Origin of the sequence: Paenibacillus sp. FSL K6-1096 (genome assembly GCF_037977055.1) — a bacterium.
Taxonomy (GTDB): domain Bacteria; phylum Bacillota; class Bacilli; order Paenibacillales; family Paenibacillaceae; genus Paenibacillus_AQ.
Map to the genome: position 1 here is coordinate 1,131,429 of NZ_CP150274.1, position 20,606 is coordinate 1,152,034.

Here is a 20,606-nt window from a genome sequence, read left to right on the forward strand (position 1 = left end):
CGTGCGTCAATAAACATCAGACCTTACGGATTGTGAAACTTGGCACATATCATCCGAAAAACCTGCGGTCCGGCCGCACTGCCAAAGGCAGCTCGTCAATCTCTCCTTCTTCCATCCAGACTATACTGTCGGTCCCGGAATTGCACCGGGTCCACCGTCCGTGTAATGCTCATACGGAACGGGTAGCGGACTGAGCAGCAGATCCGGCTTACTTAAGCCAGATCCCGCAGCATCACCGCCGGTAGGGAATTGCACCCTGCCCTGAAGGATTGATCTATTCAGTTCAATTCTAGATTACGCCTACAACAAAATTATCACTTCACTGCCGGAAATGCAAGTGCGTTTCAGAAATTAACTATATTTATGTAACTTAATTCCCTTATATACCCGACTCACGCTGCTTGTCCGCTCTCAGCAGGTCACGGATTTCGGTCAGCAGGACCACCTCCGGTGCAGGAGCAGGCGTCTCAACCACCTCGACCTTAACCGTCTCCTTGCGTCTGAACCGGCTGCTCAGCTTCACCACCAGGAAGATGGAGAAGGAGATAATGAAGAAGTCGACAACGGTCTGCAGGAACATGCCGTACTTCACAGCAGCTTCACCACTACCGAAGCTAAGCCCTTGCAGGTTAATCCCTCCGCTGATCAGGCCGATAAGCGGCATAATAATGTCACTCACCAGCGAGGTGACAATCTTCCCGAATGCGGCACCAATTACCACCGCCACCGCCAGGTCGAGTACATTGCCTTTCATAGCAAATTCTTTGAATTCCTTCCACATCACGATCTTCCTCCGATACTATATTTTTAAATTTGAAATTATTATAGCATTTATGAGTCAAGCTGAAACCTGCTGCTTCAAAATTTCCTGTTCCCCCTACTGTCTCCTGCAAGCCCCCCCTGCCTCCGCAGCGCGGAATGTAGCCGGTTTTCCGATTACATTTGGCCCTCGCGCCTTCGTGATGCCTAATGTAGCCGGTTTTTCGATTACATCTGGCCCTCGCGCCTCCGCCATGCCCATTGTAGCCGGTTTTTCGATTACATCTGGCCCACGCGCCTCCACCATGCCCATTGTAGTCGGTTTTTCGATTACATTCTGGCGCACAACCGGATGCAGCCATAAGAAAGAGGTACGGAAACGCCGCAGCGCTCCCGTACCTCTATTCCTTTCATCCCAGTCTCTATTCCATTCATCCCAGCCCCAGCCTAGTCCTGCTTCCGCGGCTTGCGGAAGACGCGGCTGAGGATGAAGCCCGCCAGGATCAGGCCGGCGCCTGTCAGGTAGACCGGCATCGGGCTGCTCTCTCCGGTCTGCGGCAGCCTTGCTGGGCCGTCATCCGTACCGGAGACCGTCCCTTGCGGAACCGCATCATCTTCAACATCTATATCCGCATTGCCCAGCGGGATATCATCGTCAGCCGGCGTTACCACTACCGGAGTCGGTTCCGGGGTCACGGTGCCTGCCGGAGCCGATGGCTGCGCGGTTCCCGGCACGCCAGGCCCTGCCGGAACCTCGGGATCATCGATGATGACACCCGGTTCAAATGTCCCTGCTGGTGTAGGCACCGGAGTGAATACCGGACCTCCACTAGGTGATGTCGGAACAGGCGTGGACTCCGGCCCCGTTGAATCTGTAGGAGCTGGTGACGGGTTCACAGTTGGACCTGAAGTCTCAACCGGTGTATCCGTCGGCACCGGCGTAGCTGTTGGTGTTGGCGTCACTGTAGGCGTTGGCTGCTCTGCCAGCTTATTGTACAGCGTCAGATTTACCACTGCCGATGAGCCGATCGTAACCGGATGCTCTCCCGGATCAAGCACATAGCCTTGCGGAGCCGCAGTTTCGATCAAAACATAGCTGCCCAGCCAGAGATTGTTGAAGGCCGCAATACCTGCTGCATCTGTAGTGCGGGTATTCACCAGCACCCGTTCGCTGCCGTTCAGGCGGTATAGCTCATAGGTTGCTCCGGCAAGCGGCTTGGCGGTACCGCCCTCTTCAAGCTTGAGGACATTCAGCGTGCCTCTGACTCCGCTGCCGGTTCCCGAGCCGCTGGAGACTCCAACAATAATCTCCTTGGTCGTCTCCTTGTTAATCAGCTTCACATTGTTGCCGCTGAAGCTTACAGCGTTGACCAGCTTATCGCCTGTGTTCGCCATGATCAGCGACTGATATTCCAGCACATAAGCGGAACGGATATCATCCGGGAAGCTTAAGACGAAGGATTGCTTCCCTTCAGCATCGGCGCTGATATTCAAATAGTAATCGACATCCCGGACCAGTGCCGGGCCGCTTTTTGTCACCTCACCGCCAGCAGAGACCGTTGTTCTGTACAGCTGGAAGCTGTCCGGCAGCAGAATCTGGTTCGTGCTCGGCACATCCGTAATCACGGCATCCTTCACATGGGACTGGGTGCGGTTAATTGCAATCGTCCAGTTCAGCTTATCGCCGTTCTGTACCCCGTCCTTGAACACATATTCGTCCCCGTGCGGAATGTCTACCGACGCCTTCAGATCCTTAGATACGCTCTTCTCCCCGTCCAGCAGCTTGGCGGTATTGGCCACCTTGGCTCCAATCAGCTGATCTGCCAGACTCGTTCTGAAGACCACATAATAAGGCGAATCGATCGCTTTGTCCCAAATAACCCTCAGCTCATTATTACTTCCCACACTGTAGCTGTATTCACTCCGGTTCACCTCATCGCCGCGGCTGTGGCTTCCATCCTTAGCAATGTTCATCTTATAGATATGGAGTGAGTCAGGGACCAGCGACTGGCCGTCAGCCAGCAGATCCCGTACCTGCGGATTCGCAATGGCTTTGCTGTTGTAGTTGATGCCTACAGTCCAGGTCAGCTCTTTGGCAGAGGCATTATAAGCCCCGGATTTGAAGCCGTTGTTCTTCACCTCGGGAATGGGAATGAACTTGCCCTTGGCTTCAGTCCACAGCGCTTTGCCGTCGCTGTCCTTCCAGTCAATCCGGGCGACGTTAATGAATTCATCCGTGCTGCCATTGAGCCAGTCATTGCTGAATTCCGTGCGGTAACTGATCGTATAAGTTCCATTAACCGGTGAATTAAATTTCACCTTGAAGCTCTCATTCGGCTGGACCGGCGAACCGATAATTACCGAGTAGGCCGAAGGGTTAATGACTGTTCCGGACAGCGTACGGACAACCAGGGAGCCTGGGATTAATTTCTGGCCGCCCTCCGGGAACCCGTCCGTAACCACCACTTCATTCATCGGATAGTTATCGCCGTTAAAAGTTATTTTCCAGTCTGTGGTATGTTTGTTGTAATCTACGCCCGACAGATTCTTGTAAATGATAATCGGCCGGATCAATTGGGTGGCCCCGCTGCTGTAGGTGCTGTCAGAGACCGTATTGGTAATCTTCGTATCGCTGAAAACACGGTCTGCGGCTTTGGTCGTATATTCGATCAGATAAGCCGAGTTCACCGTATGCTTGAACGCCAGTCTGAAGCCCTTGTCGGCATCGCCGGTAACGGGTGTAAGCGTATAATCCTCACCTGCGGTCAGCGCCGGGCCTTTGGCTGCTTCTCCGGCAGAATTCAGTGTAACCGGATAGACACGGAGCGAATTCTCAACCAGGAGCTGGGAGCTGCTGAAAATATCCGTCAGCACCGCATTCTCCGGCGAGATAGTACGGTTATTGTAGTTGTACTCGATGGCCCAGGCGATAGTCTGGGTGCCCCAGTCATAACGCGTTGCCTTCTTGTTCAGACTGCCGCCGCGTTCGATCTCCACCGTAGCCGATGCATTTGCCGGAGCACGGCCTTCTCCAGTGAATGTCGCTGTATTGGTGAAGCTCGGCAGATTATCGTTAACAACCCGGGTCGTATATACGATGCGGTATGCGCCAGTAATTACCGGGGCATTGAATTTCAGGCCAAGCGTACCGTCTGCGACAACCGCTGAATATTGGCTGCTGTCCACCAGCGGTCCTTGGGTCACTGTGCCGTCAAGCAGAACGTTCAGCTGATAGACCGACAGGGTAACGGTGCTGTCCAGTGACAGCCCGGCAGGAATCGGATCCGTAACCGCCGCCTGGCTAACGGCCTCCAGACGCTTGTTGACATCTACCGTCCATTCAATATGGTCCGCATTGAAGCCGCTGGAGACCCCCTGCTTGGTGATGGTAGAGCCGACCGTAGGCTTGAACGAGACCGTCACAGTCTGGACCCCGCCGTTCACCGGGAACAGAATCTGCTGGACCGTGCTGCCGCTGATCACCTGCTTGTCAAACTGGGTATTAATACGCAGGGTGCCCTGTACATTGGCGTGACTCTCGATGTAATCGTTGAAGGTCATGACCACCTGATGGGTCGCCTGGCTGACCGTAAATGTTCCTACGGTCCCCTCATCGGACGTAAGATCGCCCTGAATGTCATTGAACAGCCTGAACTGCTCGGGCAGCTGGAAGGTGAAGGTGTCTCCCTGACCATACCCTTGACCATCCGGTAGTGACCAGGTGTAGTCCAGCGTCACTGTGGAGTCGACATCATACACACTGCCCGTCACTGTCTGTCCATCCGGCCCATATACTGCCATGGACACACTGGTAATAATGTCCCGGTCCTGCTCAATTGCCGCGGCAGTAGCCTGCTGGGTGAATCCCAGCCCGTAGGCAAACTGCACCATCAGCAGAATCAGGACCATTGCCAGGCTTGTTCTTTTTTTCACCATTTACCATAAGCCCCCGTTCTTAATATTGATTAGACAACATGCCGGAAGAATGGCTGCTGACCGCACCGGTACCAGACACACTTTACCTGGAGGCTTCCATATGTATATACGGGTACGGGCATCCACTTCTGTAAATCAACTAGCAAACTTGCCTTTTCTGCCCATCCCGGACGATATATACTTATATCACCTAAGAGTAGAACTTTAGAATCAGATTTATTAAAAAAATGAAATTTTATTTTCGTAGATTATTTCGACATCAAGGAGAGATAGGTATGAACCGCAATCCATTCTGGGACCGCGTGCGCGAGAGTGATTTCGTCATGCTCTCCGCCTCCCATCTGACCGCCCTGCTGATTATCGCGCTATGTATCCTGCTGCTGTTCTTCGCCCGGTTCACCCTGCGCAACCGTCCCGGCCTGCGTCTCCTGACCCGCCTGTTGCTGGTGCTGCTGCTCGCTGCTTCCGAGGGCGGGCTGCATGTCTGGTATCTGTCTCACGGAACCTGGGCCGGCAGTACCTCCCTGCCGCTGGAGCTATGCGGGATTACGCTGCTCCTGTCCATCGTTATGCTGCTTACGCGCAGCAGGCTGCTGTACAGCTTTCTTTATTTTGCCGGGATCGGCGGGGCCTTCATCGCCCTGCTCACCCCCAATCTGGTCTATCCGTTCCCGCATTTCCGCTTCCTGCTGTTCTTCATCGCCCACGGATCAATTATTCTCGCATCGCTGTATATGACCTGGGTGGAGGAATATAAGCCTGCCTGGCGTTCCCTGTTCTTCACCATGCTCTGCCTGAACGTTGTCGCTGCCTGTGTCTATGCCGCCAATCTGCTGCTGGATTCCAACTATATGTTCCTGATGCGCAAGCCAAGTACCTTGTCGGTGCTTGACTATTTCGGACCTTATCCCTACTATCTGCTGGTCGAGGAAGGCTTCGCGTTCATGTTCTTCCTGCTGATGCTTCTGGTGTTCTTCAAGCTGCCGGAGCGGTTCAGGCAGAGACGGACCTAAAGAGTATATGTACAAAAAAGCACCCGGCTGGATAATCCAGCCGGGTGCTTCGGCGTTAACCCCGGGAAGGCAAGCCTTCCCCGGTTAACGGTATATGCGTGTTGTGTAAATTATACTTCTACAACTTCAACACTTGTCATCTTGTCGCGGCCTTTGAAGGCATCGACCAGCTCCATGCCTTGAACCACCTTGCCGAATACAGTGTGTACTCCGTCAAGATGCGGCTGCGGGGCATACGTGATATAGAACTGGCTTCCGCCGGTGTTCTTGCCGGCATGGGCCATAGCCAGGACGCCGCGCTCATGCTTGTTCGGGTTGATCTCGCAGTCGATGGTGTAGCCAGGACCGCCGGTGCCGGTGCCGTTAGGGCATCCGCCTTGAGCTACGAAGCCCGGGATAACACGGTGGAATACCAGTCCGTTGTAGAAGCCGTCATTCGCCAGCTTCTCGAAGTTAGCTACTGTATTAGGGGCATCCTGGTCGAACAGGTCGATCAGCACGACACCGCCGTTCTCAAGGGTAATCTTTGCTTGCTTCGCCATATGTAAATGACTCCTTTCGAGTTGACAGAAATAGAACACATCCATTAGTTTACTATGAAACGCGGCACAAAGCAAAGCAAGCGGGGACCGCCCCGCTTGCCGCTATTCCACATGCCCTGAAGGACAGGACTTACTTCGTTACTGCCTGTTTCGCGATACGTGCCGGAATCACATCATTGGCTACAATGTCCTGATGGGTCTCGCGGCGCACAACCAGATCGCTCTGCCCGTTCTGCACGAACACCACTGCCGGACGGCGGATACGGTTGTAGTTGCTGGCCATGGAGTAGTTGTAAGCCCCTGTGCAGGCTACAGCGAGCAGGTCGCCGCTGTCCACCTTCGGCAGCTCGACATCCCAGATCAGCATATCGCCGCTCTCGCAGCATTTGCCGGCGATGGAGACCGTCTCTTCGTTCGCCTCTGTAGCCCGGTTCGCAAGCACTGCTTCATACTTCGATTCATACAGGGCAGGACGCGGATTATCGGTCATGCCGCCGTCAACGGCTACGTATTTGCGCACGCCAGGAATCTCCTTGCTGGTGCCCACTGTGTACAGAGTTGTACCGGCATCGCCAACGATGCTGCGGCCCGGCTCCACCCAGATCTGCGGCAGCTTGTCGCCGATGCCCGCGAAGTGCGTCTTCACCGCATCGGTGATCGCTGCCACATATTCCGACACCAGCAGCGGTGTATCGCCGTCCACATAACGGATGCCGAAGCCGCCGCCCAGGTTCACCACCGGGAAGCTGATGCCCAGCTCATCCTTGACCATGCGGGTGAATTCAGCAATCCGCTGTACGGCCAGCTGGAAGCCTTCGGTCTCAAAAATCTGCGAGCCGATATGCGAATGCACGCCGAGCAGGTTAAGATTAGCCTGACTGTCCGCCTGGCTGACCGCTTCACGGGCAGAGCCGTTGCCGATGTCGAACCCGAACTTGGAATCCGTCTGGCCGGTGGAGGCATACGCATGATGGGCATGGGCTTCAACGCCAGGCGTCACGCGCAGCAGAATATTAACGGTAACTTCCTTGCGGGCCGCAATCGCCTGCAGCATATGAAGCTCCACCAGGTTGTCGACAACGAAGCAGCCGATTCCGGCATCGATCGCCATCTCGATCTCATCCGGCGTCTTGTTATTCCCGTGGAAGTGAATGCGCTCGGCCGGGAATCCGGCCTGCAGCGCGGTGTACAGCTCTCCGTCGGATACGACATCCAGCGACAGCCCTTCCTCATCCGCCAGGCGGCACATCGCCATCACGGAGAACGCCTTGCTGGCATAGGCCACCTGGAAGCCCAGACCGGAAGCGGTGAAGGCATCCATGTATTCGCGGCAGCGTTGGCGGACCAATTGCTCGTCCACTATATATAGCGGTGTACCATACTCCGCCTTCAATTCGGTTACATCACATCCGCCGATCTCCAGATGCCCTGCATCGTTAATTCGGCTCGTCCCGTGTAAAAACATTGCGCAGTCCTCCAATTTCTGTGGAATATCCGTTCCACCCTGTCTAGTATATGATTTGGCGCCCCGTCTCGTTCATAAGATCCGGTCCCGGAGACGAAATCCGGCTTATTGCGGGGCGGTTTAGTGTATTCAGTATAACAGACAATGGGAACGCCATAGAATGGACTAATTTGCAGTTGTTTTGTATTTTCCTACGATTTGCGCGGAGCATCCTTATTTGCAGGCATCCGGGTATTGTCTCTTGTTTTGTTGAAGGACGGCCTTGTTTTGGAGCTGAGCACCGGCATGCGCAGGATGATTTCAGCCATTGCTTTTGCATTAAATGGTATAAACGGCCACATGTACGGCGAATTGTAGGAGCGGTGGGTGGTCAGCAATACCACCAGCAGCGTCGAGCCGATCATGAACCCGGGAATCTGGAACGCGGCCACGGCCAGCAGCAGCCCAAGCCTGACAATCCGGTTAGCCAGCCCCAGCTCATAGCTCGGTGTAGCAAACATCCCGATCGCCGCGACTGCCATATAGAGCACCACCTCGTTGACGAACAGGCCGGTCTGCACAGCGATATCACCGACCAGAATAGCAGCGATCAGCCCCATCGCCGATCCTAGCGGGGTTGGTGTATGCACCGCAGCCATCCGCAGCAGATCCACCCCCAGCTCAACGATCAGGAACTGGGCGATGAGCGGGATTTTGGCTGTCTTTTGCGGACCAATGAATTCCAGCATCGCCGGCTTCAGCTCCGGGTGAAGGACCAGCAGCATCCACAGCGGAAGCAGGAACATCGATGCGAAAATCCCGATGAACCGCACCCAGCGGAGATACGTTCCCATGAACGGCGTCTGGCGGTTCTCCTCCGCGTGCTGGCAGAGGTCGAAGAAGGTCGTCGGCAGCACCATGACACTTGGCGAGGTATCGACAAACACAACGACACGGCCCTCCAGCAGATGGGAAGCCACAATATCCGGCCGCTCCGAGTAACGGACCAGGGGGAAGGGATTCCAGCCGCCGCCGACAATGGCTTCCTCCAACTGCTTATCCGCCAGGGGGATTCCATCGAGATTTACATTTTTGAGCTTATCCGTCACAGCCTGTACCTGGGTCTTGTCGACAATATCATCAATGTAGGCTAAGCAGACATCCGTCCGGGTACGCCGCCCGATCTGGTGCATCTCCAGCTTCAGCCCGGGGTCGCGGACCCGTCTGCGGACCAGGGCGACATTGCTCAGCAGCGTCTCTGTGAAGCCGTCGCGCGCACCGCGGACCACCCGTTCAATCGACGGCTCATCAGGGCTGCGGGCAGGATACGAACGGGTATCCATAACAATGACCTGGGTTTCGCCTTCAATGAAGAACACACTCATGCCCGACAGCACTTTATTGATGCTCTCGCTGAGCAGCTCGCCCTTCTCCACCTGCACATGCGGGATATACTCACTCATGAAGCTGGCGAACACATCGGTGGATACATGATCCGGGGTCAGATAGGTCAGGCGCTTCAGAATTTCGTCAATGATGGTATCCTTGGCGAACCCGCTGACACAGAGCAGCGCGGCACGGCGGCCGCCGAAGGACATCTCCCTGAACACGATATCAAAAGAAGAGCCTAAGCCCAGCACCTCGGTCAGCGTCTTCTTGGTATCCTCCAGCGATGCCGGGATCTTGTCATTGCCCTGCCAATATTCAATAGACGCCTCCAGAGAATCCGAGCGTTCACGGTCACGCTTCTCCTGCAGCGGGTCTTTCGGCTGATCTGCCGCCTTCTTCTCCTGTCCGGGCTCCGCTTTCCCGGAGGCAGACTTCTTAGCATTCTCAGACTTCTCTGGCTGGCTGGACGGGCTTGCACCCTCCGCTATATCCTCGTCATCCTCTAGCTCTTCATCCTCACCGAATAACCGGGCGAAAAAGCCCTTGTGGCTCTTCTCCTGGCCCTGATCCTCTGCCCCCAGCTCATCCGCCGCCTCTGTATCCTGCGGGGGATCCATGGCCTGGGCTTCCTGCCCTTCAGCACTGTCCTGGCCCGCCTTTGGCGCAGGATCGGGCTCCTGCCTGGAGCCGTCCTCACTTTCCTGATCTCCCTGTCCGGTCATGCCCGGCTCATCCGCTGCCTCCATCTCCTGCCGCTGCCCATCCCCGGAGCCAGCTTCTTCCCCCTCTTCCGGCCCGGCCTCGTCTCCGAACAGGCTGCTGAAGAAGCCCTTAATGCCGCCCCCGGAGGAGTCCTGCTCCTCCTCAGCTCCGGCGGATGCACCGCTATCCGGGCCTGCTCCTCCGTCAGCGCCCGCGCCGTCTGAGGCGGAGGTATCCTCCTTCGCCTGGTATTCACCGGCTCCAGCCGGACTTCCGCTGTCATCCGCATCAGCGCTGTCCTTCGCCGCTGCCTCCGGCGCATCCGCTGCACCTGCGGTCTCCTCACCGCCGGACGGCTCATCATTCCCGCCCAGCCCGGCGGCGCTGTTCCCGCCATTGTCTCCGCCTGTCCCGGCGGCCGCGCTGTTGCCGCCGTGGTCTACGGCGTTCCCTTCAGTCTCCCCGTCCCCCAGGGGTTCCTCCGCCCCACCAGATGCAGATGACGATGGAGCATCCTTGCCGGACGGGCTGTCCTGCTGCCCGTCCTCCGCCGGAGCGGCTGACGCCCCCAGGTCCGCTGACGCCTCCAGCTCCTGACTCCGGCCGCTGCCGCTGTCCTGCGGCTGGTCACCGGCCGCCCGCTCCTCCTGCGGCGGGTTCTGCCGCGCAGCGTTCTCTTTCTTCTGATCCTCTTCCACCTGATCTCCGCTGTGAATGTACCTTACCACGCTCTTGCCCCCTTTTTACTGTCGGTATACAAACCAGTCAAACAACGATCCCGCTACCTTGCCGCAGACCATCGCCATCAGCAGGCCAAACAGCAGATGGGTCATATGCAGCCGCTTGGCCAGGATCGGCAGGACGTTCAGTACCTCGGTCAGCGCAGCCGCCAGCATGCCGATAAAAATGCCATTGAACAGCCCGACCCCCAGCTCTGCCAGCGGTCCTGCTGTGATTTTCCAATTCCAGAAGTCGCTCACCGTTCCCAGCAGCGAACCGCCGACCATGGCGCCTTCATACCAGTGAACCTTGTCGTAGGAGGAGGTGAGCTGCGCCAGCCGGGGGATGATGTCCAGCACAACGAACAACGCAATCACCCCGCCGCCCACAGCAACGCCCCCGGCAATCCCCAGCAGCAGATGCAGGCCAAGCGATAAAGGGGCGGTCATGCTCCCCCCTCCCGGCGGCGTTTCATTTTGCGGTACTCCTCATTGATGACGTACTGGTCGATATTTTTCTGATACAGAAACATTTCCACCTCAAGCGGGGTCGGCTCCTCGTTCCATTTCTTTTTGAACAGATGATTGAAAAAAATCACCATCCCCAGCCCAATCCCCAGCGAATAGGCGATCTGAAACAGATAAGGGTGCTCATCCCTGTGCCCGGTCAGCATCTCCACAATGCGGATTTGCACCTCTTGCATACTGACGTCGGCATGAAAGTTCATAATCGTCAGCGCGGAGCCAAAGAACAGCAGCAGCCACACCAGCACAAACAGGGCAATCGACGGCTTGCCGGCTGTAGCGGGACCCGCAATCTGCACAATCGTCCGCCCTTCGCCGATCGGCTGGATGTCTGCATGGGGATACAGCTCCTGAATCTTCGGAATGACGGTCAGCAGATCCACCAGAATCAGATTGCCGTCACTCTCCCGGGGCTGGAGCAGCAGCAGTGAATACAACGGCTCCCGCCATTCCTGCCGGGTGATCAGATAAGCCACATCGCGCAGCAGCACACTTTGTCCCTTGGGGACCGTAACCCGGTTTTTGAGCTGAATGTAAATGGCCGGAGCCGTATGGTCAGAGTTCATCCGCTGAAGCCTCCCTCAGGTTGGAGTATGGAGCAGGTGAAACAGCAAGAATAACGGTAGTATGGGAGGAAAGGCTTATTTTTACTCTTGAAACCCGGAATTCATATAGATTTGAATCGGGACCTGCGAAACATTTGGAAAATAGAACCGTCTATATAGGCGATATAGTTGAGGGAGAGGATGGAAGTACAAATGAAGAGAATGCTGCGTCAACATTTACGCCTGACACTCAGTGCGGCTATGCTTCTGGCGCTTGCCGCCCCGCTGAGCGCACATGCCGCAGAAGAAATTAACGTCTACGATTCGTATGTCAGCAAGAACAGCGGAGTCGAGCTCCATTCGGTCAGCCAGCTGGACGGGAGCCAGTTTGTCAACGCGGTGATTGCCAGGCAGCCGGACGGGACGTTCGCGAGGTGGCCGGAGCCGTTTTTGTTTTTCCGGAATAATGGAACCGGTAACCTGCCGCTGACAAACAACGATGACCCGGAGCAAGCCTATGTCTATGATACACAGAGCCAGTCCATTGTCCGCAAAAGCAACTACATCTTGTCGCCGGACGGCCGCTGGGGTTATCTGGAGCGTTCACGTTATGGCTGGCAGGAGGGGATTGCCGGGAGCAGCAGATATATGGGAAAATTCAACGACCAGTATCTCCGCGATACAGCTGCCGGTAAAGTTACCGTCTATTATTCCAGTCAACGCAGCTACAATGCCTTATGGATGAAACAGCACTCGCTGCTGGAGGGAAGATATGATGAGGCCAGCAAGCAGAATGTGATCAGCACTTACGATCCGGCAACCGGGAAACGTAAGGAGCTGGTGAAGGGCACGCTATACAATTGGAACCTCGAGAAGGGAATAATCCAATATGCCAAAAATGAGCCGCAGCGCCTTCCCTGGGTCTATAACCTGAAGGATGGAACGTCACGGCTGGTGAAGAACGACAGTGAGCTGACAGCCCTGTTCCCGTCCCGGTCCGCCCCCCGTGCGGAGCTCTCTCTGCCGAAGACCACCGTGCTGAAGGATCTGCCGGTCGCTGAAGTGCCTATCACTATGGGGTACGAATACAATGTGAATCTGGACGGCAAAGGTGTCGATGTCTCCACCATTTTCTCCAAGGGCGGACAGGAATGGATTCCGGTGAAGCCGCTGGCGGCCGCTCTGGGCTGGAAGATTGAAGTGATGAATATTACCCAGACAGGCGATCCGTCCGCCGCATATATCAATAAGATCACGAACGGCAGCAAGGAGACCGTCCTTACGCCCGTAAACAGCTTTACTTCCGGAAACAGGCTGTATATGACCCAGGCCCAGATCAAGGAGCTTGGCTATAATGCGGTTAAGTTAACACCTTATTTGAAGTAATCTCTGATTAGCAAAAATAAAGAGGATGCTCAGCCGTTGAATAGCGGCTTGTGGCATCCTCTTTCGTATATAAGGCGAAGATTAGTTCTGCTGAAGCTGCTCCGCCTGGCTGCTCTGCTGATTGGAGATGAAGAACAATGCGGTCCAGATCAGGGCGAAGCCGATCAGCTGCGGCAGGGTCACCAGCTGGTGATAGACAATCCAGTTGATCAGAATCCCGGTCATCGGGAAGCTCAGCTCGGCCAGCGTAGCTACGGAGGCCTTGGTGGTATTCAGACCCTTGTAATAGAGCAGCATACTGAGCAGTCCGGGCAAAAGGGCCTGCAGCAGCAGGTTAACGGCCACCGCCGCTGATCCGCCGATTCCACCGTTAATCTGCCAGGGAGCGCCCTCCATGCTCGTAATTACGAACAGCAGCGGGAGCGCAAGAATGAAGCGCAGGGAGGTGACCGTCTCATACTTCATCGAGCCCAGCAGGTAGCGGCCCATTACCGTGGAACCGCCCCACAGGGCGGCAGCGCCCAGCGCCATCAGGCTGCCGACACCGATGAAGCTGTTCACATGGCCGAAGGGAATCGTCCAGCCGAAGGTCAGCAGATACGTTCCGGCCAGGGCCACGATGATCAGCGGCGCGAAATTGCGCGGCAGGCGTTCCTTCAGGATCACAGCGGCAAGCCCGATGGCGAACAGCGGCTGAAGCTTCTGCAGCAGCAGCACAGCGTTGAAGTCTCCGCTCGTTAACGCCTTGGTGAACAGAATCGTCGCCAGGGCTGAGCCGCCCCACGATACGATCAGCAGCGCTGCGGCCTGGCGCAGGCGGATGCCCTTCAGCTCTGCGCGGTTGCGCCAGAGCACCGGCGCTGCCGCCACGAATAGCACCACATGCTCCAGCAGCACGATCTGTGAAGAGGTCAGCGATTTGAGCAGAATAATCCGGAACAGCGGGTCAACGCCCCAGAGCGCCGCCCCCAGAACCACCAGCCAGAAGCCGCTGCGCAGCGGTGCGGTACGGACCCCGCGCGATGAAGCCGATACATTACTCATCTTTCATTTCTCCTTGTCGATACAAACCCTCGATAAGCGACCAAAAGCCCCCGCGTCTCCTATACAGGAGTACCACCCGGGGGCCATTATCAATAAAGACAACCGGAATACACCGCCGCCTCTATCTTATGATCCTCTCCCATCCGGACTTTACCGTCGGCTCTGGATTGTCACCAGATCAGTCGCTTCCTCTTGTGATAGAGTAACGAGTCGCGGGCTTAGTTCGCTTGAACATCACCGCCGGTCAGGAATTTCACCTTACCCCGAGAATCTTGTATGCTGTTATTATTTTCACAATCTCAGGATACCTCTCTTTTTGCATTTCGTCCAGCTTTTTTATGCAAATTCAAGAAAATACATCATTCTATCATCCAAATTCTTCTCGGTTTGGAAGTTTTGCAGGCATCATGTAGAATAGAACAGGATTGAAGGGTCTCATATTACATTAACTACAATTTTGGAGGTCAACTTGAAGAGAACTTTTCTGTTGAATCTGCTGTATTCCATTCTTGCCCTGGCAGGCATCGCGGCTGCCGCCTTCATTGCTTATTTCATAACCGCATTTACCGGAGGAATGCTGTTCTATGGTCCGCTGGTCCTGGTAATCGCCGGGGGCCTTGCCCTGCTCTCCGTCATCTCCATCTTCGGCCTGTTCAGCTCGCGGGTACGCCGGATCATGCTGTCAGGGTTTATCGGGCTTTGTGTGCTGGCAGCCGCAGGCTATGAGATCAGACAGGCTTATATCCACAGCTTGGCGGAGGTTAGAGAAGGCGAGGTCAATCTGACCCAGTATGCCCCCTTTGCAGACGATACCAAAGCTGCTGCCCTGGGCCGTACAGCTTCCTATCAGCTCACGGATAACCTGCCGCGGCTGGACGGGGCTACGGCGCTGTACCCGCTGTATTCGGCTTTTGCCCAGGCGGTCTATCCGCAGGATCACTATTCCCCCTTCGTGCAGAAGGAAGGGACCGATTACGTGGTATGCACCAGTACCTCCGAGGCCTACAAGCGGCTCATTACCGGAGAAGCCGATATCATCTTTGTTGCGGCGCCTTCATTGGCCCAGACGAAGCAGGCGGAGCAAGCTGGTGTAGAGCTGAAGCTCACCCCGATCGGACGCGAAGCATTCGTCTTCTTCGTCAACAAGCGTAATCCGGTCAGCAGCCTGACCATAGAGCAGATTAAGGACATCTACTCAGGCACCTTGACCAACTGGGAACAGGCCGGCGGCAAGGACGCTCCCATCCGGGCCTTCCAGCGGGCCGAGGACAGCGGCAGCCAGACCCGGCTCCAGAAAATAATGGAGGACCGCCAGCTCATGGCCCCGCCGAAGGAGAATGTCGCAGACATCATGAGCGGCATCATCAGCCTAACCGCCAGCTACCGCAATTACAAGAATGCGCTGGGCTTCAGCTTCCTGTTCTACGCGTCACAGATGAATGCCAGCGATGAGATCAAGCTGCTGGCCATTGACGGGGTGCCGCCCTCCAAGGAGAGCATCCGCAGCGGAGACTATCCGTTCACAACCGAGTTTTACGCCGTAACCGCCGGCAGTACCAACCCGAACATCGAGCCGTTTCTGAACTGGATACTGTCAGCCGAAGGACAGGAGCTGGTGGAGAAGACCGGGTATACACCGGTGAAATAAGCAGAGGCAGCAGCGTCCTTTGGGGGAAGGATGCTGCTGCCTCATCGCTTTCTGGTGGCAAACATTTGGCCCGAATACCGCACACCCAGCGCTCGCCCATTGTAGCCGGTTTTCCGCATACGTTCTAAAGCGTTCTTCCACTCATTCCGGCGGTACGCCTAACTCGGGCCAATCTGAGTGTTTTCTTTCTCACTGACCGCTTGTATGGAGCAGCATTGTTGCACTTTTTGCATGATTTCTCTATAACTGTTACTGGCTGCGGGCACATTGTTGCATCTTTTGCAGGAATTCTGGTGTTTAGAGTAAGTTAGTGCTGGAGTTGTTGCATTTCGTGCAGGATTTCAGCATAGGCCGATTCTACTGAGCAGTATTGCTGCAATTCGTGCATGATTTTCTCTATAAATGTTACTGGCTGTGGAGCATAGGGCTCATTCCTTATCACAGCAGCGCCTAATGTGTTTGGTTTTTCGATTACATTCCGCCGCCTACCCACGCCGCCACCCAGTGTATCCGGTTTTCCACTTACATTCCGCCAGCATACAACAGCAGCCCTCCCGGAGGTCCTTCCCCGGTGAGGGCTGCTGTTATTTATCCCGCATAATGCTCAAAGATCCGTCCGCGCTTCACCCCGTCCGGGTCCTCCACCACCTGCGTGATCCGGTCAAACACCATCGTAGCGCGTTCCTCCGGTGTGTACTGCGGCCAGTCCAGCTCCGGGAGCGCTGGATCACCCTGGCGGGCGAAGGCGGTCCAGGTCCGCTGCATCGCTTCAGCCACCCGGACCATGTCCGGGGTCACGCTCAGGCCATACTGCTTCAGCAGCGGCAGATTATTGAATACATACAGAATCTCCGCCCCGTGAATCGCCTTCTCCAGCAGCGGATGGCCGGCAACCGTCCAGTCGAACCGGTACATCCAGACGGGAGCATGGGCACACTGCTTCTCCGCGAACGAAATGGAGCTGGCCCAGAAGAACAGGTCGGTCAGCACCTCAGCCTGACCCTCCCAGGAGCGGTTGTAATCCGCAGTCAGCGCTGAGAGGTCATCCACTCCCATCAGCTGCTCCAGCGCTTTGAGCGATTGCTCGAAGTTATCGGCCTTCTGCCCTTCGCGGAAGAACAGATTGCCTTCGTGCAGATTCGTTCCGATCAGCAGCGGAATCCCGCTTGCCGCCCCGGCAGCAACGGCCTGCGCCGGCTCCTGCGGCAGGGTGGAGGGCTCCACGACCGGCTGGAAGTACATGCTCATGGAGTCGCCCGACAGCTTGTACGTCATCCGGCCTGCCGCCTCCATAATGCGGTCCGCCGGCAGCGTGTGCAGCAGCCGGGTGTCGCCGCCGGGCTGCAGGCCCAGCTCGGCCAGGAAGGCGGCGGCGATCTGCTCGCCCTGCTGCGCAGTCAGCGTCTGCGCTGCGCCGCTCTCCATAATGGCGCGGGCGAACAGTCCCTTCGCTGCCGGCATCGCCAGCAGTGCAGCAATGCTCATGCTCCCGGCCGATTCGCCGAACACCGTGACCCGTGCCGGATCGCCGCCGAAGGCAGCGATATTCTGCTGCACCCATTCCAGGGCCGCAATCTGATCCAGCAGCCCCAGATTGGAGCCCAGTCCTCCGCCCAGATGGGACAGATGCAGGAAGCCGAGCGGTCCAAGCCGGTAGTTCACGGTGACGACCACGACATTCCCGGAGGCCGCCATATGGGTCCCGTCGAACATCGGCTGGCTGCCCGCCCCGGTCACGAAGGTGCCGCCGTGAATCCACACCATGACCGGCAGTGCTGCCCCGGGCGAAGCGGCCGGAGACCAGACATTCAGATACAGGCAGTCTTCATCATAGACGGGACTGGTTCCGCCAAAGCGCGTGCTGCTGGTGCTCACCGGCTGCAGGCTGACCGGCCCGAATTCCCGGGCCTCCCGCACACCGCTCCAGGACTGCGGCGGCACCGGCGCACGGAAACGCAGCTCGCCGACTGGAGGAGCGGCGAACGGAATCCCGCGCCACACCTTCACCCCGTTGCCCTGTTCCCCTTGCAGTTGCCCATAAGCTGTATTCACCAGTAGTCCTGTCATTGCACTCATCCTTTTCGCTTTATTCCTCGGTCTTCTCTTCAATCACCTTATAGAGCCCGGAGCGGAAGCGGAACCACTGGAAGATGTGGGTCACGACCACCTTGAGCACGGCATATCCCGGAACAGCAAGGATGATGCCAAGCACTCCGAACATTTTACCGGCAAATATAATCACAAAAATAATCGTAATCGGGTGAATCTTCAGCGACTTGCCCATGATCTGCGGCGAAATAAACTTCCCTTCGATCAGTTGGACCGCCGTCCAGACAATAATCATCTTCAGCAGCATGAATGGTGAGGTAACCATTGCCACGATCAGCGCAGGGGTTATCGCAATAGCAGGGCCCAGATAAGGGACGACCGCCGTACATGCAGCAACAATCGCCAGTACCAGCGAATACTCCAGCCCGATAATCAGGTAGCCGATATAGAGTAGCGCACCGATGCAGCAGCTGACGATAATCTGTCCGCGGATGTACGACGCCACCTGGCTGTTCATTTCCTGCATCACCATGCGGGTCTGCGGCCGCAGCGCCGTCGGGATGAATCTCATGAGGTAATCAGGCAGCCGCTTGCCGTCACGCAGCAGATAGAAGAGGATGAATGGCGTAGTCACCACGGCCAGCACAATCTCGGTCAGGGTTCCCACGAAGTTGCCCACCCCGGTAGCCGCATTATTCAGGAAGCTGGTTGCCCAGGCGGTCACTTTGCTGGTGATATCGCTCAGATCGGTGCCGATATTGGCCTGAAGCTTGCTGAACAGCTCACTGCCGGTAAGCTGGAGGAATTCCTCCTGAATCTGGGCGCTGTATTTGGGAAAATTATCGATCAGCCCCATCAGCTGGGTGCGGATGAGCGGGATCACGGTCAGCAGAATCAGCGTAATGATGCCGATAATGACCAGATACAGAATGACAATTCCGTAAGCCCGCTTCACGCGGCTGCGCTTCTCCAGCCTGTCCACCAGCGGATTCAGCAGATAGTAGGCGATTCCCGAGAGCAGCAGCGGCGCGGCCACGGTATGCAGCAGCACAGACAACGGCTTGAATATAAACGGAATCTTGGAGAATACCAGAATTGTAAGTCCAATCAGCAGGACGATTAGCAGCCACACCACAAACTTGTTATTCAGAAAAAACTTCTTGAATTTATCCGGCCATACCTGACGTCTATCCATAGACTGCCGTCCCCCCTGCTGCAACTTGTTCGATCAGAAGTGTGATTATTTGCACTATCTATTAAGCATAGTAACCCGGTGGCTGCAAGTCAAATCACATACTGTGTGCTCCGGCTTAGCGCAAATAACAGCCGTTGTTGATATCGAAGGTTGCTCCGGTGTAGCCCTTTGCCCTGCTGCTCAGCAGAAAAACAACTGTCCCGGCAATATCCTCCGCCAGCAGCGGTTCCGGGGTTAGCTGATGCTCCAGATACTCCTGCTGCCTCCAGGCCGGAATATGGGCCATCATCGGGGTGGCCGTCATGGTCGGAGCCACTGCATTCACCCGGATGTACGGGGCAAAGTTCATGGCGCAGCTCTTAGTCAGTCCTAGCACCGCTGCCTTGCTTAACCCGTACACCGCATCCGAGCTGCCTTCCTGACCGGAGACGGAGGACATATTGACGACGACACCCTGGCGCTTCTGCGCAAGCAGCAGCCGTCCGAAGCCCTGCGAGAGGTAGACATAGCCCTTAACGTTAATATCTAGCACCCTGCCGATCTCCTCCGGTGTATAATCCAGCAGACTGCGGCCCAGATAGATCCCCGCATTGTTGACCAGGCCGCTTACATCCGCATGCTCTTGTCCTATGTATTCGTAAAAGGCTTCTACCTCGCTGTATTGGCTTACATCCAGCTTGCAGGTGACGAGTCTGGCTGAATCCGCCTCAGTCTTCAACTCCTCCAGGCGCTCCGCATCCAGGTCACAGCCTATCACCTTTGCCCCTTCCTTCAGGCCCAGCCTTACGATCTCCTTGCCGATGCCTGAAGCGGCTCCGGTCACTATTATTTTCATGCCTTGCAGCATCATTAGACACTCCTCCCTGTACTTGGCTTAATAGCTTACTGAAAGCGCAAATCCGTGATACTTCCCGTCCGCCTGAAGCCCACCGACTGATAGACCTTGTTGGAATCGGGGTTCGCCGCATCGGCATAGAGCATGGGCGTTAGGCCCTTGCTGAGCAGCTCAGTACAAAGCGCTGCTACAGCCGCACTGGCATACCCGTGCTTGCGGAACTCATGCGGAGTGTACACCTCATTAATCCGTGCATATCTGGCAGACTGATGGGCCAGATTCACCATCGACACCGGCTGGTCCCGGTCGATCCACAGACGAAGCTTGCCTGACTCTGTAACCGCTGCGGCATAATCCAAATGATCCTCCGGTGCACTCTCTGTGCCGAAACAATCCTGCATGAATCCGGCTAAATACCCGGCAACCAGCGGGATATCGCCCGCTTCCGCCTGCACCAGCTTCCCGCTGACCCCCTGCGGCATCTGCACCTGCGGGCAGTGATAGGCCTCCATCCTCATCCGGACATGGTAAGCCCTTCCGGTAAGCTTACCATACGCATCGGCGAACAGCCTTCCCGTTTCTTGCGTGCCGATAACCCCCGGCAATTCGCGGTATGCCAGCATTTCCGCCAGCTCCTGGACAAGGGAACGGCGCCTCCCTTCAGCCAGCTCCGGTGATAACCATAACCACGAGTTACGCCCGGGGCTATGAGCGAAGATCAGGTCATTCTCCTCCGTCTTCAGCCGCATGTCTTCCTGATTCCCCGCGATCATGTGAATCAGATTATATTCCACCTCTTCCTGCATGAACAGTCTGCTGTTCAGCACCTCATCCCCCGGCCCAAAGCTTACGAACATCCATATTCCCCCTCTCAG

At 56.2% G+C, this 20,606-nt stretch carries 15 protein-coding genes and 2 riboswitches; of the genes, 3 read left to right on the forward strand and 12 right to left on the reverse strand.

Annotated features, from left to right (window positions below; genetic code table 11):
- Positions 1 to 99: 99 nt before the first annotated feature.
- Positions 100 to 273: riboswitch (FMN riboswitch) on the reverse strand.
- A gap of 106 nt (positions 274 to 379) precedes the next feature.
- Together mscL and MHI24_RS05160 are read right to left on the reverse strand one after the other, a co-directional pair.
- Positions 380 to 781: a large conductance mechanosensitive channel protein MscL gene (gene mscL, locus MHI24_RS05155; RefSeq protein WP_340026603.1), complete on the reverse strand. Its 402-nt coding sequence runs from the start codon at positions 779 to 781 to the stop codon at positions 380 to 382.
- Positions 782 to 1,206: 425 nt separating this feature from the next.
- A complete protein-coding gene (locus tag MHI24_RS05160) occupies positions 1,207 to 4,695 on the reverse strand; it encodes a collagen binding domain-containing protein (protein WP_340024499.1) in 3,489 nt (1,162 codons plus the stop codon).
- Between the two features lie 275 nt (positions 4,696 to 4,970).
- On the opposite strand from MHI24_RS05160, the gene MHI24_RS05165 reads away from it, so the two are divergent.
- A complete protein-coding gene (locus MHI24_RS05165; protein WP_340024500.1) occupies positions 4,971 to 5,708 on the forward strand; it encodes a TIGR02206 family membrane protein in 738 nt (245 codons plus the stop codon).
- 110 nt (positions 5,709 to 5,818) lie between these two features.
- Here MHI24_RS05165 and MHI24_RS05170 read toward each other — a convergent pair whose 3' ends face one another.
- The 5 genes from MHI24_RS05170 to MHI24_RS05190 all read right to left on the reverse strand — a co-directional run bounded on the left by MHI24_RS05170 (position 5,819) and on the right by MHI24_RS05190 (position 11,595).
- Positions 5,819 to 6,250: a peptidylprolyl isomerase gene (locus tag MHI24_RS05170; protein WP_238650100.1), complete on the reverse strand. Its 432-nt coding sequence runs from the start codon at positions 6,248 to 6,250 to the stop codon at positions 5,819 to 5,821.
- Between the two features lie 130 nt (positions 6,251 to 6,380).
- Entirely contained in the window at positions 6,381 to 7,715 is a 1,335-nt protein-coding gene (lysA, locus tag MHI24_RS05175; protein ID WP_340024501.1) for a diaminopimelate decarboxylase, read from the reverse strand.
- Between the two features lie 191 nt (positions 7,716 to 7,906).
- Positions 7,907 to 9,571: a spore germination protein gene (locus MHI24_RS05180; RefSeq protein WP_340026604.1), complete on the reverse strand. Its 1,665-nt coding sequence runs from the start codon at positions 9,569 to 9,571 to the stop codon at positions 7,907 to 7,909.
- 957 nt (positions 9,572 to 10,528) lie between these two features.
- Positions 10,529 to 10,954: a stage V sporulation protein AB gene (locus tag MHI24_RS05185; protein ID WP_340024502.1), complete on the reverse strand. Its 426-nt coding sequence runs from the start codon at positions 10,952 to 10,954 to the stop codon at positions 10,529 to 10,531.
- Positions 10,951 to 11,595, reverse strand: coding sequence for a stage V sporulation protein AA (locus MHI24_RS05190; RefSeq protein WP_340024503.1), 645 nt, complete (start codon positions 11,593 to 11,595; stop codon positions 10,951 to 10,953). The genes MHI24_RS05185 and MHI24_RS05190 overlap by 4 nt, the downstream gene beginning before the upstream one ends.
- Positions 11,596 to 11,787: 192 nt before the next feature.
- Here MHI24_RS05190 and MHI24_RS05195 point away from each other — a divergent pair, with 192 nt between their 5' ends.
- Positions 11,788 to 12,960 carry a hypothetical protein gene (locus MHI24_RS05195; protein ID WP_340024505.1) on the forward strand — a complete coding sequence of 391 codons (1,173 nt, stop codon included), beginning with the start codon at positions 11,788 to 11,790 and terminating at the stop codon, positions 12,958 to 12,960.
- An 81-nt stretch (positions 12,961 to 13,041) separates the two neighbouring features.
- On the opposite strand, the gene MHI24_RS05200 is transcribed toward MHI24_RS05195, so the two are convergent.
- Positions 13,042 to 14,004 (reverse strand): DMT family transporter, encoded by a 963-nt coding sequence (locus MHI24_RS05200; RefSeq protein ID WP_340024506.1) that lies wholly within the window; start codon positions 14,002 to 14,004, stop codon positions 13,042 to 13,044.
- A 127-nt stretch (positions 14,005 to 14,131) separates the two neighbouring features.
- Positions 14,132 to 14,279, reverse strand: a riboswitch (FMN riboswitch).
- Positions 14,280 to 14,473: 194 nt separating this feature from the next.
- On the opposite strand from MHI24_RS05200, the gene MHI24_RS05205 reads away from it, so the two are divergent.
- Entirely contained in the window at positions 14,474 to 15,652 is a 1,179-nt protein-coding gene (locus MHI24_RS05205; RefSeq protein WP_340024507.1) for a substrate-binding domain-containing protein, read from the forward strand.
- Between the two features lie 588 nt (positions 15,653 to 16,240).
- On the opposite strand, the gene MHI24_RS05210 is transcribed toward MHI24_RS05205, so the two are convergent.
- The 4 genes from MHI24_RS05210 to MHI24_RS05225 all read right to left on the reverse strand — a co-directional run bounded on the left by MHI24_RS05210 (position 16,241) and on the right by MHI24_RS05225 (position 20,588).
- Positions 16,241 to 17,719, reverse strand: coding sequence for a carboxylesterase/lipase family protein (locus MHI24_RS05210; RefSeq protein ID WP_340024508.1), 1,479 nt, complete (start codon positions 17,717 to 17,719; stop codon positions 16,241 to 16,243).
- A 19-nt stretch (positions 17,720 to 17,738) separates the two neighbouring features.
- A complete protein-coding gene (locus MHI24_RS05215) occupies positions 17,739 to 18,896 on the reverse strand; it encodes an AI-2E family transporter (RefSeq protein ID WP_340024509.1) in 1,158 nt (385 codons plus the stop codon).
- 115 nt (positions 18,897 to 19,011) lie between these two features.
- Positions 19,012 to 19,743, reverse strand: coding sequence for an SDR family oxidoreductase (locus tag MHI24_RS05220; protein WP_340026605.1), 732 nt, complete (start codon positions 19,741 to 19,743; stop codon positions 19,012 to 19,014).
- Positions 19,744 to 19,778: 35 nt separating this feature from the next.
- Positions 19,779 to 20,588 (reverse strand): GNAT family N-acetyltransferase, encoded by an 810-nt coding sequence (locus MHI24_RS05225; RefSeq protein ID WP_340024510.1) that lies wholly within the window; start codon positions 20,586 to 20,588, stop codon positions 19,779 to 19,781.
- Between the last annotated feature and the right edge of the window lie 18 nt (positions 20,589 to 20,606).

Bases quoted from the DNA above. Each gene is read 5' to 3' on its own strand.
- MHI24_RS05195 (WP_340024505.1), top strand. From the start codon at position 11,788: ATGAAGAGAATGCTGCGTCAACATTTACGCCTGACACTCAGTGCGGCT.
- MHI24_RS05160 (WP_340024499.1), bottom strand. From the start codon at position 4,695: ATGGTGAAAAAAAGAACAAGCCTGGCAATGGTCCTGATTCTGCTGATG.
- lysA (WP_340024501.1), bottom strand. From the start codon at position 7,715: ATGTTTTTACACGGGACGAGCCGAATTAACGATGCAGGGCATCTGGAG.
- MHI24_RS05190 (WP_340024503.1), bottom strand. From the start codon at position 11,595: ATGAACTCTGACCATACGGCTCCGGCCATTTACATTCAGCTCAAAAAC.
- MHI24_RS05185 (WP_340024502.1), bottom strand. From the start codon at position 10,954: ATGACCGCCCCTTTATCGCTTGGCCTGCATCTGCTGCTGGGGATTGCC.
- MHI24_RS05215 (WP_340024509.1), bottom strand. From the start codon at position 18,896: ATGGATAGACGTCAGGTATGGCCGGATAAATTCAAGAAGTTTTTTCTG.
- mscL (WP_340026603.1), bottom strand. From the start codon at position 781: ATGTGGAAGGAATTCAAAGAATTTGCTATGAAAGGCAATGTACTCGAC.
- MHI24_RS05220 (WP_340026605.1), bottom strand. From the start codon at position 19,743: ATGCTGCAAGGCATGAAAATAATAGTGACCGGAGCCGCTTCAGGCATC.
- MHI24_RS05170 (WP_238650100.1), bottom strand. From the start codon at position 6,250: ATGGCGAAGCAAGCAAAGATTACCCTTGAGAACGGCGGTGTCGTGCTG.
- MHI24_RS05165 (WP_340024500.1), top strand. From the start codon at position 4,971: ATGAACCGCAATCCATTCTGGGACCGCGTGCGCGAGAGTGATTTCGTC.
- MHI24_RS05200 (WP_340024506.1), bottom strand. From the start codon at position 14,004: ATGAGTAATGTATCGGCTTCATCGCGCGGGGTCCGTACCGCACCGCTG.
- MHI24_RS05225 (WP_340024510.1), bottom strand. From the start codon at position 20,588: ATGTTCGTAAGCTTTGGGCCGGGGGATGAGGTGCTGAACAGCAGACTG.
- MHI24_RS05210 (WP_340024508.1), bottom strand. From the start codon at position 17,719: ATGACAGGACTACTGGTGAATACAGCTTATGGGCAACTGCAAGGGGAA.